The sequence below is a fragment of the Bradyrhizobium sp. HKCCYLRH3073 genome (assembly GCF_051167995.1).
GTDB lineage: Bacteria > Pseudomonadota > Alphaproteobacteria > Rhizobiales > Xanthobacteraceae > Bradyrhizobium.
Genome location: NZ_JBNPUD010000014.1, coordinates 23,143 through 36,923, shown reverse-complemented (window position 1 = coordinate 36,923; position 13,781 = coordinate 23,143). Strand labels below are relative to the sequence as shown.

Sequence of the window (13,781 nt, the reverse complement as noted above, 5' to 3'; positions counted from 1 at the left end):
AAATTGATATGGCTCAAACGCCGTGCAATTCCTCTTCCGTCAGGCCGCCAGCGCGAGGCCCATCTCGGCCCAGATCTCCGAGAGCGCCGACACCAGATGCTCGATGTCCGCATCGGAGTGATAAGGCGACGGCGTGATGCGCAGCCGCTCGGTGCCGCGTGGCACCGTCGGATAGTTGATCGGCTGCACGTAGATGCCGTAGCGGTCGAGCAGGACGTCGCTGATCCGCTTGCACAGCACGGGGTCGCGCACCATCACCGGCACGATGTGGCTGGGATTGTCGAGATGGCTGACGCCGGCCTCGTCGAGCCGGCGGCGCAGCCGCGCGACGCGGTCTTGATGCCTTGCACGCTCGACATTGCTCGCCTTGAGATGCCGGATGCTGGTGAGCGCGCCGGCGGCGACCGCGGGGGGCAGCGAGCTGGAGAAGATGAAGCCGGAGGCGAAGCTGCGGACGAAATCGCAGACGGTGCTGGACGCCGTGATGTAGCCGCCGATCACGCCGAACGCCTTGGCCAGGGTCCCCTCGATCACGGTCAGGCGATCGGCGACACCGTCGCGCTCGGAGATGCCGCCGCCGCGCGGGCCGTACAGGCCGACGGCGTGGACCTCGTCGAGATAGGTCATGGCGTTGTATTCGTCGGCGACGTCGCAGATATCGGAGATCGGCGAGATGTCGCCATCCATCGAATAGACGCTCTCGAACGCGATCAGCTTCGGCGCCTTGGGATCGAGATCCGACAGCTTGTCGCGGAGATCGGCGACGTCGTTGTGGCGCCAGATCCGGGTCTCGCAGCGGCTGTGACGGATGCCCTCGATCATCGAGGCGTGGTTGAGCTCGTCGGACAGGATCACGCAGCCGGGCATGCGCGCCGCCAGGGTCGACAGCGAGGTCCAGTTCGAGACGTAGCCCGAATTGAACAGCAGCGCGGCCTGCTTGCCGTGGAGATCGGCGAGCTCTTCCTCCAGCAGCACATGATAGTGATTGGTGCCGCTGATGTTGCGGGTGCCGCCGGCGCCGGCACCGCAGCGGTCGAGCGCCTCGTGCATCACCTCCAGCACCTTGGGGTGCTGGCCCATGCCGAGATAGTCGTTGGAGCACCACACCGCGACATCGCGCTCGCCATGGGGGCCACGATAGGTCGCGCGCGGGAAGGCGCCGGCCTTGCGCTCGAGGTCGGCGAACACGCGGTAGCGTCCTTCGCGCCTGAGACCGTCGAGCTGGCGGCGGAAATAGTCTTCGTAGTTCATGGTACTCCCCCCTGTGCTGTGTTCGGATCGACCGGCGGCGTGACCGACACCGCGGCCAGTCCCGTGATGGTTTGCGCCTGCGCGTCAGCGCGGGCCTGGCGATAGGCCTGGCGGAACTGCTCTTCGAGCCGCTGCCGCGCCAGGGCGGCGGCAGTCTTCTGCGCCGACATCGACGTCTTTGGCGCAGGCATGGGGCGCTCCACCTCAGGCGTGGCCGGTACGACGGCCAGCACCGGACGCGCCATGGGCATCACGGGCGCCGGTGCCGGGATGGCAGCGACGGTCGCCATCGCCGGCTCGACTGGCGCGCTCCAGCGCCACAGATTGATCACCGGCATCGGCAGCGCCATGAAGCCATGCTCGAGCAGGCCGAGCGCGATCAACGAGGCGAGCAGTGACAGCGCGACGCCGTCGAAAGAGGATTTGGCGCCGAGCGCGGCGGCAGCGACCAGCACGGTCGCGGTGGTCGCCGCGGCAATCGAGAATGGGAACAGCAGGTTGGTCGACTTCTTGGCGAAATAGCTGCGCATGAAGCGGACCTGCTGCGGCAGCAGCTCGTCGTTCAGGGTGCGCACGCCGAGGAACAGATTGATCTTCGCGCTCTGCCTGAGCACCAGCAGCGCGGCGAAGGTCCACCAGCTCAGACGGTTGGGCGCGCCCGATGTCACCGCGAAGACGAGGCCAGCGGTCGCGATCAGCGCCAGCTCGTGATAGGCGATCGCCTGCAGCGCGAAGCCGACGCGCGAGGCCGGCGTGCAGTCGCGCGGGCACGGCTCGGGGCGTGGGCCGGTGATCCAGCCGGCGAGCAGCGACATCTCCACCGTGCCCCACAGCAGGATCGCGCAGGTGAAGGCGCAATAGGCGTTGGCGTCCTCGGCGGCCTGGCTCGACACCGCGACGCCCGACAGGGCCGCGACGAACGCCGCGGCCGTGCCCCATTTGAACGCGGCCGGATGGCGGGCGGCGAGCCCGACCAGCGCCAGCACGGCGCCGGTCGAGAACCACCAGACGAACACGACATAGGGAATGGCAATCGCGGTCGCGCCCATGGCCGGCTCCTTGTCACCAGGCGGGTTGCAGCCTGATCTCCCGTGGCAGCGCGTTGCTCTTGGCCGGCAGCATGTAGAGCCGGCCGAAGGTCAGCGCCGCCTTGAGCGGCAGCACGGCGCGCTTGAGCGTGCCCATGATGCCGCCCTGCGCCTTGGCATCCGCAATCGCCTCCGATATCCCGCGCAGCCGCTTCAGGCCGTCCCAGAAGCGCGGATTGTCGATGTCGAGCATCACCGGGAAGACCTGCCGCGAAATCTCCGAGGTGATGCGGAACACGCGCATGTCGTACTCGTCCACGGGCATGCCGAGCGCCTCGTAGAAGGCGGGACGCATGTGGTCGCGGACGTGCATCGTGGCGAACACTGCGAGCAGGAAGAACTTGATCCACAGCTTGTTGAGGCCGCTGAGCAGCTTCGGATCGGCGCGCATCAGCAGCGCGAACGCCTCGCCGTGGCGGAACTCGTCGTTGCACCACCTCTCGAACCACTTGAAGATCGGGTGAAACTGGCGCTCCGGGTTCCGCTCCATCTGCCGATAGATGGTGATGTAGCGGGCATAGCCGATCTTCTCGGAGAGATAGGTCGCGTAGAAGATGAACTTCGGCCTGAAGTAGGTGTACTTCTTCGTCTTGGTGAGGAAGCTCAGGTCGACGCCGATGCCGTGATCCTTGAGGATCTCGTTGATGAAGCCGGCATGGCGCGCCTCGTCGCGGCTCATGAACTGGAACAGCTCACGGATGTCGGGATTGGTGATCCGCTTCTTGATCTCGGCATACAGCACGCAGCCGGAGAACTCGGCGGTCAGCGACGACACCAGGAAGTCCTTGAACTCGGCGCGAAGCGCCTCCGGCAGCTCGTTGAGATCCTTGTCGAATTCCGGCGTGCGCACGAAGTGCTTGCGGTTGTGGTCGGCGCGCAGCTCGGCCATGACAGCATCCCATTCGCGGCGCACCAGGTCGACATTGAGCCGGTCCATCGCCGCGAAATCGGTGGTGTAGAAGCGTGGCGTGAGGATCGTGTCCTCCAGCGCCATCTTGGTGGAGATATTGCCGGATCCGCCTTCCATTGCGATCATCTGACCCTCCCGTCCGAAAAGCTGACGTCGTACAGTTCCGTGAGCTCGAGATAGCCCGCGACATGCATCATCGCGCGCTTCAAGGGACCGGCCCGAACGACGGTAGCGGTGCGCCGCAAATTGAGCTGCTCGCCGAACTTGACCGTGATCGGCTCGCCATGAATGACGACCTCGTCACCCGGGCGGATGCCGACATCGCGGTCCAGAGTGACATGCGCGTGCAGCGTTTCCGAGGTCTGCTCGACCTCGATGCTGCAGCCGATCTCGAAGCGGCGCGGCTCGTTGGCCCATAATCCTCTCATCGCGTTTCTCCCATCGTCATCAGCTCCGTGAACCGGCGCTTGTTGTCGTTGCCGAACGACCCGAGATCGACGCGCCGTCCGGTCGCCGGATCGTCCAGGCTCATGCGTCCATCGGACCAGCGGTTGATCGTGAAGGCCGGCCCCGAACCGATCGCGTGACGCTGGCGATCGAACGCCATGCTGCGCAGGACCGTGCGCAGGAAGCCGTCGCCGCCGGCCTCGACGACTCCGACCACCTTGCCGCTGTCGGGCGACACGACGGAGATGCCGCCATCGGGACGGTCCTCGAACCGCAGCGCCACCGTTTGCACGGCGACAGCGTGATCGATGTGGACAGTGCCTACACCCGTCCAGCGGCCGACGCCGGCCGCAACCAGGGTGAAGGCAACCAGTGCGAAGGCCGCGCGCAGCGCGCCCTTCGGAATGACGATCTCAGGTTCGGCGTGAACATCGACATGGCTCTCGGCTTGGCTCATGACATCCTCCTGATCACGCCGCGCTGGCGACCGCACCCGCAGGCGACGCGCCTTGCGGCTGTCCGTTGCCCGCGGCGATCGGCTGCGCCGCGACCGCGCCGTCCGAGGCCGCGACCAGCGCCTTTGCGAGGATCTCGGCCGCCTCGCGGGCATCAGGCACGCCGCGCAGCATCGGCTCGACCTCGTTCAGCCGCCACGGACGCGCATGCGGCCACAGCAGCAGATAGGACAGCCGCTGCTGGGCGGTGACGCCGAGCGGCAGATCGCCGGAGCCGTCGGAGAACAGCTTCACGTCCGCGCGCGCCACCTGCTTGAAGGGCACGTTCAAGGTCATCGGCAGCACGGCACCGAACTGCAGCAGCACGCGCTTGGAGGTGATGGTGTAGCGCGTGGTACGGCTGTAGAGCACCGCGAGGCCCGTGAGCAGCAGCGTCGCGAGCGCCACAGGCGTCACCAGCGAGGACGCGCCGGCGAGCGAGGCCGCGAGCGGCTGGTGATCCAGCGTGCCCGTCACCACGCGGGCGCCGAACAGCGCCGCGAAGTAGGCGAGCACCAGGCGCAGGTGGAAGACGCGCAGCAGCAGCGCCTTCACCGTGGGCTGTCCCTGCCACAACAGGCGCTCGCCTGCCGGCAGCATCAGCTGATCCTGGTCCCGACGGGTGCTCACAGCAGCGGCTCCTGGCGTGCAGGGGTCGCATAGAGATGGCCGCCGCCGTAGTAGCCGACGATCTTGTCCTCCTCGAGCTTGGTGACCTGATCGGGGCTGGCGAGACCGGGCACGCTGGCGAATTGCGAGCCGAGAATGGCGTCGACCAGCACCGCCTTGCGCGACTTGTCGACGATGGCCATGGTCATCGGCAGCAGCACGTGGCGTCCGACGATGCCCTCGACCTCGACTTCGAGATAGCGGATCAGCATCTCGGCGCGGTCGACCCAGACCTCGCGGACCTTGCCGCCGAGCCTGCCGTCGCAGCCGATCACCGGCATGCCGCGCGGATCCGGGTCCTCCGAGGCGATGAAGATGCTGCCGTCGACGCGCAGCGGCACGATCGCGGGGATGTTGTCCATGGTCAGCTCCGGCTCGTCCTTGCGCGCGGCGAAGGAGCCCGGGCCGACGCCGTCGAGCATCGGATTGCCGGTCGGCAGATAGGGCGTGCCGGGCCAGGGATACATCGGCGTGACCGGCGCATCGGCGCGGTCGTTGTCCCAGTTCGGCAGAGTGGCGGTGCGCCCGCCATGCATATGATAGGTCTTGGGTGACGGCGGCGTCGGGAAGCCGTGACCGCTCGACGCCGTCTGCCGGCCGATCCGGCCTTCGAACTGCAGCGGATAGCCTTCGCGCTTGTCCTCGGTGCGCAGGTAGAAGATCAGGCCTGCGAAGAACACCCAGAACCCGTAAAGCACCACCTGGGCGACATCGATGTAGCTCGTGAAAGACGTCATGGCTTCCTCCCCGACTGGGCTAACCTGGAAATTCAACGATTCCGAATTGAAGCTGCTGTGGCTCCGCCGCCCGCCGCCGCACCAGCGGCCCGATCACCGCAAGGGTGACGAACAGCAGCGCGATCTCGACGTGGTAGACGATACTGTAGCCGGTCGCCGGCCCGGCGAGCGCGACGCCGAGGCTTCCATTCAATGCCAGCTGCGACATCACATCGCGAATGGCGCCACCGCCGGCGATGGCTACACCCGCTGACGTCGCCTGCACTGCGCCCCAGGCGCCGAGCGCGAGCCCGCTCTCGCCGTTCTGCACCAGCGCCATCGCCGCCGTCAGCGTGCCAACCGCGAACAGGCCGCCGCCGAATCCGATCAGCGTCGTGCCGATCCGAAACACCAAGGGCGAGGCCAACGGGGCCGAGAAGATCACGGCGGAGAAGGCGAACAGGCCGACGAGCCCGCCGAGCGCGGCGATGCGATAGGGATCGGAGCCCTTGCCGAGGCGGCGCGCTGAGAGGCCGAAGCCGGCGAGCGTGCCCGCGGCGAACAAGGCCGTCAGCGCTGTCGTCTCGCCGACAGTCAGGTGCAGGATCTCCGCGCCATACGGCTCAAGCAGGATGTCCTGCATGGTGAAGCCGGCCGTGCCGAGCCCGACCGCGACCAGCACCCGCATCGAGCCGCCGGCCTCGCGGAACTGCCGCCAGGAATCGCCGAAGCGCGGCCGCTCACGTGCAGCCGACGTGCGCGAGGGATCGCGCGCCTCCTGCTTCCAAAGCGCGATGACGTTGAGCACCATCTCGGTCAGCGCCGCGCCCTGGATCACCTGGATCAGCCGCATCTCGCTGAACTCGGCGAGCAGCCCGCCAAAGGTCAGCGCGCTCGCCATCATGCCGAACATCAGCATCACGTACAGGAAGGCGACGACGCGAGGGCGCGAGTGCTCAGGGGCAATGTCTGTGGCAAGCGACAGGCCGGCGGTCTGGGTCGTATGCAGGCCGGCGCCGACCAGGAGGAAGGCCAGCGCCGCACCGATGCGGCCGGCGATCACCTGGCCCGGCGCGTCGCCCGACGACAGCAGCAGCAGCGCGAACGGCATGATGGCGAGGCCGCCGAACTGCAGCAAAGTGCCCATCCAGATGTAGGGCACCCGGCGCCAGCCCAGTACGGAGCGATGATGATCGGACTTGAAGCCGATCAGCACCCGCAGCGGCGCGAACACCAGCGGCAGCGCCACCATGGTGGCGACCAGCCAGCTGGGCACGCCTAGCTCGACGATCATGACGCGGTTGAGCGTGCCGTTGAGCAGCACCACCGATATGCCGATCGAGACCTGGAACAGCGACAGCCGCATCAGGCGCGACAGCGGCAGCTCGGTCGAGGCGGCATCCGCGAACGGCAGATAACGCGACGACAGCCGCGTCCACAGTTGCAGGACCGATGGTGCGCGCGCGCTCATGACGGGCGAAGCTCCAGCGCTTGTGAAATGTAGAAGCCGTTGGCGATGCGGCTACTGCGCGCGCAGCGCCAGTCGGCGAGATCATGGTTGTCGGCGATGAGACGATACAGCTTCTGCTCCGCGACCGGCTCGATCGACGGCGCGCGATTGCCACGCGGAAACAGGCCGCCGACCGCATGCATGACGGCCAGCAGCGGCGTGCGCGGTGCGTAGGTCATCAGAATGGATTCGGAGGTGCGCGCGGCGAGGCCCGCGACGATCCGCACCGCATCCTCGGCGCGGTAGTGGATAAAGGAATCCATTGCGACGACGAAGTTGAAGCCGCCATGCTTGGGATCCAGCATGTCGCCGGCGACGAAGCGGATGGCGCTGCGGCTGATGTCGTCCGGCAGCCGGCGCTGGGCGATCTCGATCAGGGTCGGCGAGATATCGACCGCGACCACCTCGGCGCCGCGCCGCGCGGCTTCGATGGAAAAGCTGCCGGTGCCGCAGCCAGCATCCAGGATCCGCGCGCCGCGCAGATCGAGCGGCAACCACGACAGCAGCGTCCGCCGCATCTCGTCACGGCCGGCACGCACCGTGGCGCGAATGCGGCCCACCGGCGCATCCGAGGTCAGCCGCGTCCAGGCGGCGACCGCGGTGCGGTCGAAATAGGTCTCCACTTCACTGCGGCGGGCAAGATATTGCGCTGTCGTCATGTGCCAGCCTCACTCAATCGAAGCCCAGGAGATCGAAGATGTCGCGGTCCTTGAGCGGCAAGGCCTGGATCGGCTCGACGCCGGCCAGCAGCGAGGCGGCGAGGCGCAGATATTCGTTCTGGGCGCGCTCGACGTCCGGCGACGGCTCCATCTCGAACAAGGTGCACTTCTTCAGCCGGCTCTTCCGGATGACGTCGAGGTCCGGGAAGTGCGCCAGCATCTTCATGCCGATGCGCTCGTTGAACTTGTCGATCTGGTCGGTCGCGGCACTGCGGTTGGCGATCACGCCGCCGAGCCGCACCGGATAGTTGCGCGACTTGGCCTGGATCGCGGCGACGATTCGGTTCATGGCGAAGATCGAGTCGAAATCGTTGGCGGCGACGATCAGCGCGCGATCGGCATGCTGCAACGGGGAGGCGAAGCCGCCGCAGACGACGTCGCCGAGCACGTCGAAGATCACCACGTCGGTGTCTTCGAGCAGATGATGCTCCTTGAGCAGCTTCACGGTCTGGCCGACGACATAGCCGCCGCAGCCGGTGCCGGCCGGCGGCCCGCCGGCCTCGACGCACATCACGCCATTGTAGCCCTGGTAGACGAAGTCCTCGGGGCGCAGCTCCTCTGCGTGGAAGTTGACCTGCTCGAGGATGTCGATGACCGTCGGCACCAGCCGCTTGGTCAGGGTGAAGGTGGAGTCGTGCTTCGGATCGCAACCGATCTGCAGCACGCGCTTGCCGAGCTTGGACAGCGCGACCGAGAGGTTCGACGATGTCGTACTCTTGCCGATGCCGCCTTTGCCGTACACCGAGAACACCTTCGCGGTGTCAATGACCACGTTCGGGTCGAGTTGCACCTGGACGCTTCCGGCCCCGTCAGGTCGGCGCGGCGCCGTCGTCAGCGGAGGTCTCAAGGTCACGTTCATGCGGCCACTCCCACGCCTTCGAGGCGATCTTCGAGCTCTTCGCCGGCCTTGCGCAGCACGTCGAGCATTTCAGGGTCCGGGGTCCAGTAGTTGCGCTCATGCGCCTCGATCAGGCGGTTGGCGATCTTCGCCGACGCCGCCGGATTGAGCGAGGCGAGCCGCTCGCGCATCGCGGGGTCGAGCACGAAGGTCGTCGTGATCTGCTGATAGACCCAGGGCGCGACCTGACCCGTGGTGGCCGACCAGCCGACCGTGTTGGTCACGTGCGACTCGATCTGGCGCACGCCCTCATAGCCGTGAGCGAGCAGCGCCTCATACCATTTCGGATTGAGCGTGCGGGTGCGGGTCTCCAGCGCGACCTGCTCCGACAGCGTGCGCACCGTGCCTTCGCCGCGGGTCTGGTCGCCGATATAGACCGGCGCGGCCTCGCCCTTGGCGCGCTTCACCGCGCGGCTGATGCCGCCGAGCGTATCGAAATAATGATCGATGGTGGTGACGCCGAGCTCGACCGAGTCGACGTTCTGATAGGCCGCATCGACGCCGGCGAGCACATAGCCGAGCAGCGCGTCGCGCCTGACAGGGCGGCCGTCGGTGCCATAGGCAAAGCCCTTGCGGCGCGTATAGACGTCGGCGAGCTCGTCCTCGTCGGTCCAGGCGCCGCAATCGATCAGATGGTTGACGTTGGCGCCATAGGCGCCCTCGGCGTTGCCGAACACGCGCAGCGCGGCATCGGTGATCTCGCCGCCATGCGCGGCCTGGAACGCCAGCGCATGCTTGCGCACGTAATTGAATTCGGCCGACTCATCCGCCGATGCCGCGAGCAGCGCGGCTTCGGCCAGCAGCTTGGTCTGCAGCGGCATCAAATCGCGGAAGATGCCGGACAGTGTGATCACGACATCGATGCGCGGGCGTCCGAGCTGCTCCAGCGGGATCAGCTTGGCGCCGCAGAGACGGCCATAGCTGTCATGGCGCGGTTCGGCGCCCATCAGCCACAGTGCCTGCGCGATCGGCCCGCCCTCGGTCTTGAGATTGTCAGTGCCCCACAGCACCAGCGCGATCGTCTCCGGCAGCGTGTGACCCTCGCCGGCATGGCGGGCCAGCAGCCGCGCCACCTGGCGCTCGGCATCCTTGAGCGCGAAGGCGCTGGGGATGCGGAACGGATCGAAGCCGTGGAGATTGCGCCCCGTGGGCAGCACGTCGGTGTTGCGCAAGAGATCGCCGCCCGGCACCGGGCGGATGTAGCCGCCGTCGAGCGCATGCACGATCGCGGGCGTCTCGTTGTCAGTCGCCAGCAAGCGGTCGAGTTCGGTACGCTTGGCTGTGTCGGTGATCCCTGCGAGATCGAGCAGCTCGGCGCGCTGCTCCGCCGGCGGCGGCGAGCCGACGACGTGCAGGCCGTGCGGGATCAGCGAATATTCCAGCTCCAGCACGCTGGCCGACAGCGCGGTGATCCTGGCGTTGCGCTCATCGCCCCAGGCCGGCTCCGCGGCGGCGAGATCGACGGTCGCCGCCTGCGCCTGGATCAGCGCCGCACTGTCCTCCCTCAATTGATCAGTGGCGTCAGGCGACAGATTGCGCCAGGCATCGAGCGAGGACTTCAGGTCGGCGAGACCCTTGTAGAGGCCGGCGCTGGTGATCGAGGGCGTGAGATAGCTGATCAGGGTCGCGCCGCCCCGGCGCTTGGCGAGCGCGCCCTCGGACGGATTGTTGGACGCGTAGATGTAGAAGTTCGGCAGGTCGCCGATCAGCCGCTCCGGCCAGCATTCTGCGGACAGCCCGGCCTGCTTGCCCGGCATGAATTCGAGCGCGCCATGGGTGCCGAAATGCAGCACGGCATGCGCGCGGAAGTCCTCGCGCAGCCAGCGATAGAACGCTGCGAACGCATGCGTCGGCGCGAAGCTGCGCTCGAACAGCAACCGCATCGGATCGCCTTCGTAGCCGAAGGCGGGCTGCAGGCCGACGAACAGATTGCCAAACTGCTCGCCGAGCACCAGGAGGCTCGCGCCATCGGTCTGATGACGGCCGGGCGCCGGGCCCCACTGCTTCTCGATCTCGGCCAGATGACGTTCGCGCCGGACATGCTGATCGACCGGAATGCGCGCCGCGACATTTGCGACGGTGCCGAAGCGCTCGGCATTGCCTTTGAGCACACGGTTGCGCAGCGCGTCCACAGTATCCGGGACGTCGATCGTGTAGCCTGCCGCACGCAGCGATGTCATCACATTGTGCAGCGACTCGAACACCGAGAGATAGGCCGCGGTGCCGGCGCTGCCGCCGTTCGGCGGGAAGTTGAACAACACCACGCCGAGCTTCCGCTCGGCGCGCGCCGAGCGGCGCAGCTCGACGAGCCTCGCGACCCGCGCGGCGAGTTGCGTCGCACGCTCCGGCAGTGAGGCCATGTCACGGCCGGCATCGGCCATCGCCGACCGGCCGCCGAACACGGTCGGGCCGACGGCGCCGTCGAGCTCGGGGATCGCGACCATCATGGTGGCTTCGACCGGCGTCAGACCGCGCGCGTCGTCGTGCCACTGCTCGACGGTCTGGAACTCCAGCGGATGCGCCGCGATCAAGGGCACATTGAGCCCGGCCATGACCTGCTCGGCCGCACGCGCGTCATTATAGGCGGGACCGCCGACCAGCGAGAAGCCGGTGAGCGAGATCACCGCGTCGACCGTGGCGACACCGTCCTTCTGGAAGTAACGCGCGATGGCGGGGCGCGAGTCGAGCCCGCTGGCGAACACCGGCACCACGGCGAGCCCGCGCGCCTCCAGCGCCGCGATCACACCATCATAATGCCCGGTGTTGGCGGCGAGCAGATAGGAGCGCATCAAGATCACGCCGACGCGGCCGACCGCCTTCGATGTGGTGGGCAGCTCGTCGGCGCGTTCCACGATCCGCTGCGGCAGACGCGGGTGGTAGAGACCGACATCCGGATAGGTCACCGGCTCGGCGGCATTCAGCCTGCCGCGCAGCGAGGCGCGCGGCCCGTCGGCGTAGCGGCCGACCAGGAAGCGCACCATGTTCGCAAAATTCTGCTCGGAGCCGGCGAGCCAATATTGCAGCGTCAGGAAGTAGGCGCGCAGGTCCTGCGCGGTGCCAGGGATGTAGCGCAGCAGCCGCGGCATCCGCTGCAGCATCTTCATCTGGCCCTGGCCGCTGGAAGAGCCTGAGCGGTTGCTGCCGCGCAGCCGCTTCAAGAGGCCGAGCACGCCGGTGGCCGAGCCCGACATCGTCAGCTTGCCGAGACGGGTCAGGCGCACGACCTCGCCGGCCGACAGGCAGCCGATCATGGCGTCGCAGTGGTCGCGGCGCGCCGCCAGCGCGGGCAGCACCGGCTGGATGTGGTCCTCCATGAACAGCATGGTGGCGACCACGATGTCGCCGGTGGCGATGTCGTCGAGGCAGTGCGCGAGCGCGTTCGGATTGCAGCCCCACTCGTCGGCCGCGTGAACCTTGAGATCGAGACCGGGCAGCTCTGCCTGCAATGTCGTGCGTGCACGCACGGCAGCCGAGGCGAGATGGCTGTCCATCGTCACGATCACCACCCGGATGGGTGTGACGTCAGCGACCGAAATGCGCTTTGGCATCGTACAAGGTCTCGAGCGTGATCAGGTTGACGTTGCGCTCGCGCGCGAACCGTTCGGTGTTGCGGCGCGCCTTGCCGCGCACGAAGAAGGGAATCTTTGTCAGCTCGCGCTCGGCGTCGGAGGCCCAGGCGAGTTCAACGGATGCGACGGTTTCAACGACGCGCAGCTGCGGCTGCTGCGGCGGAGCCGCCGGCGCGCCGCCGAGATGGGATGGCGCGTGATCGGCGAACTCATGGTCCTCGCGGAACATGCCGAGCAGATGCTCCTCCAGACCCATCATCAGCGGATGAACCCAGGTGTCGAACAGCACGTTGGCGCCTTCGAAGCCCATCTGCGGCGAGTAGCGCGCCGGGAAATCCTGCACGTGGCACGGCGCCGAGATCACAGCGCAGGCAATGCCGAGCCGCTTGGCGATATGCCGCTCCATCTGCGTGCCGAGCACGAGCTCCGGCCGCAGTTCGCCGACGCGGGCCTCGACCTCGAGATAATCGTCGGTGATCAGCGGCTCGACGCCGTAGATCGCCGCGGCCTCGCGGATCTCGCGGGCGAATTCGCGGGCATAGGTGCCGAGGCCGATGACCTCGAAGCCGAGCTCCTGGGTCGCGACGCGCGCCGCGGCCACGGCATGGGTGGCGTCGCCGAAGATGAAGACGCGCTTGCCAGTGAGATAGGTCGAGTCGACCGAACGCGAGTACCAGGGCAGCCGGCTCTCGGCTCGCGCCAGCACCGACTCTGCATCGACACCGGCAAGACTGGCGACCTCTTTGATGAAGTCGCGCGTGGCACCAACGCCGATCGGGATCGTCTTCGTATAGGGCTGGCCGAACTGGCGGTTCAGCCATTGCGCTGCCGTCAGCGCGATCTCGGGATAGAGCACGATGTTGAAATCGGCTTGTGGCAGACGAGCGAGATCTGATGGCGTCGCATTCCACGGCGCGACCACGTTGATCTCGATGCCGAGCTCCACAACCTGCCTGGTCACTTCCGCGAGGTCGTCGCGGTGACGGAAGCCGAGAGCCGTCGGACCAAGCAGGTTGCAGACTGGACGGGCGCCTGTCTCCTTCTCACGGCGGGGGGAGCCATCAGCGGAAGACGCAGCCAACGCCCGTACAATCCGATAGAAAGTTTCGGAGGCGCCCCAATTCTCCTTGCGCTGATAGGCCGGCAGCTCGAGCGGGATCACCGGAATCGGAAGCCTCAAGGCCTGCGCCAGCCCGCCGGGATCGTCCTGGATCAGCTCGGCGGTGCAGGACGCGCCGACCAGCATCGCCTGGGGCTGGAAGCGCTCGTAAGCCGCGCGCGCCGCGCTCTGCAGCAGATCCGCGGTGTCGCCGCCGAGATCACGCGCCTGGAAGGTCGTGTAGGTGACCGGCGGCCGACGGTCGCGGCGCTCGATCATCGTGAACAGGAGATCGGCGTAGGTGTCGCCCTGGGGCGCGTGCAGCACGTAGTGCACGTCACGCATCGCGGTCGCAATGCGCATCGCTCCGATGTGCGGCGGTCCTTCATAGGTCCAGACCGACAGCTGCAT

The 13,781-nt window shown here is 67.3% G+C and carries 12 protein-coding genes; all 12 read right to left on the bottom strand.

Annotated features, from left to right (window positions below):
• Positions 1 to 39: 39 nt before the first annotated feature.
• From hemA to bchB, 12 genes are read right to left on the bottom strand one after another with little or no spacing between them, the layout of a single operon-like run.
• The gene (gene hemA / locus ACQR1X_RS26680; RefSeq protein ID WP_316183322.1) at positions 40 to 1,251 is read right to left on the bottom strand and encodes a 5-aminolevulinate synthase; all 1,212 of its coding nucleotides are present in this window, start codon (positions 1,249 to 1,251) and stop codon (positions 40 to 42) included.
• Positions 1,248 to 2,300, bottom strand: coding sequence for a putative photosynthetic complex assembly protein PuhE (gene puhE, locus ACQR1X_RS26675; protein WP_316183321.1), 1,053 nt, complete (start codon positions 2,298 to 2,300; stop codon positions 1,248 to 1,250). Before puhE ends, hemA begins: the two co-directional genes overlap by 4 nt.
• A 13-nt stretch (positions 2,301 to 2,313) precedes the next feature.
• A complete protein-coding gene (gene acsF, locus ACQR1X_RS26670) occupies positions 2,314 to 3,375 on the bottom strand; it encodes a magnesium-protoporphyrin IX monomethyl ester (oxidative) cyclase (RefSeq protein WP_315803469.1) in 1,062 nt (353 codons plus the stop codon).
• A complete protein-coding gene (locus ACQR1X_RS26665) occupies positions 3,372 to 3,677 on the bottom strand; it encodes a hypothetical protein (RefSeq protein WP_316183319.1) in 306 nt (101 codons plus the stop codon). The genes acsF and ACQR1X_RS26665 overlap by 4 nt, the downstream gene beginning before the upstream one ends.
• On the bottom strand, positions 3,674 to 4,153 hold the full coding sequence (gene puhC / locus ACQR1X_RS26660) for a photosynthetic complex assembly protein PuhC (RefSeq protein WP_316183318.1): 480 nt from the start codon (positions 4,151 to 4,153) through the stop codon (positions 3,674 to 3,676). Before puhC ends, ACQR1X_RS26665 begins: the two co-directional genes overlap by 4 nt.
• A 13-nt stretch (positions 4,154 to 4,166) precedes the next feature.
• A complete protein-coding gene (gene puhB / locus ACQR1X_RS26655) occupies positions 4,167 to 4,820 on the bottom strand; it encodes a photosynthetic complex putative assembly protein PuhB (protein ID WP_434899945.1) in 654 nt (217 codons plus the stop codon).
• Complete coding sequence (puhA, locus tag ACQR1X_RS26650) at positions 4,817 to 5,596, bottom strand: photosynthetic reaction center subunit H (protein ID WP_315803465.1); 780 nt, start codon at positions 5,594 to 5,596, stop codon at positions 4,817 to 4,819. The genes puhB and puhA overlap by 4 nt, the downstream gene beginning before the upstream one ends.
• Before the next feature lie 19 nt (positions 5,597 to 5,615).
• Positions 5,616 to 7,046: a BCD family MFS transporter gene (locus ACQR1X_RS26645; RefSeq protein WP_434899944.1), complete on the bottom strand. Its 1,431-nt coding sequence runs from the start codon at positions 7,044 to 7,046 to the stop codon at positions 5,616 to 5,618.
• Positions 7,043 to 7,744 carry a magnesium protoporphyrin IX methyltransferase gene (gene bchM, locus ACQR1X_RS26640; protein WP_434899943.1) on the bottom strand — a complete coding sequence of 234 codons (702 nt, stop codon included), beginning with the start codon at positions 7,742 to 7,744 and terminating at the stop codon, positions 7,043 to 7,045. The genes ACQR1X_RS26645 and bchM overlap by 4 nt, the downstream gene beginning before the upstream one ends.
• Positions 7,745 to 7,757: 13 nt before the next feature.
• The gene (gene bchL / locus ACQR1X_RS26635; RefSeq protein ID WP_316217397.1) at positions 7,758 to 8,663 is read right to left on the bottom strand and encodes a ferredoxin:protochlorophyllide reductase (ATP-dependent) iron-sulfur ATP-binding protein; all 906 of its coding nucleotides are present in this window, start codon (positions 8,661 to 8,663) and stop codon (positions 7,758 to 7,760) included.
• On the bottom strand, positions 8,660 to 12,250 hold the full coding sequence (locus ACQR1X_RS26630) for a magnesium chelatase subunit H (RefSeq protein WP_434899942.1): 3,591 nt from the start codon (positions 12,248 to 12,250) through the stop codon (positions 8,660 to 8,662). Before ACQR1X_RS26630 ends, bchL begins: the two co-directional genes overlap by 4 nt.
• Positions 12,225 to 13,781 (bottom strand): ferredoxin:protochlorophyllide reductase (ATP-dependent) subunit B, encoded by a 1,557-nt coding sequence (gene bchB / locus ACQR1X_RS26625; protein WP_434899941.1) that lies wholly within the window; start codon positions 13,779 to 13,781, stop codon positions 12,225 to 12,227. Before bchB ends, ACQR1X_RS26630 begins: the two co-directional genes overlap by 26 nt.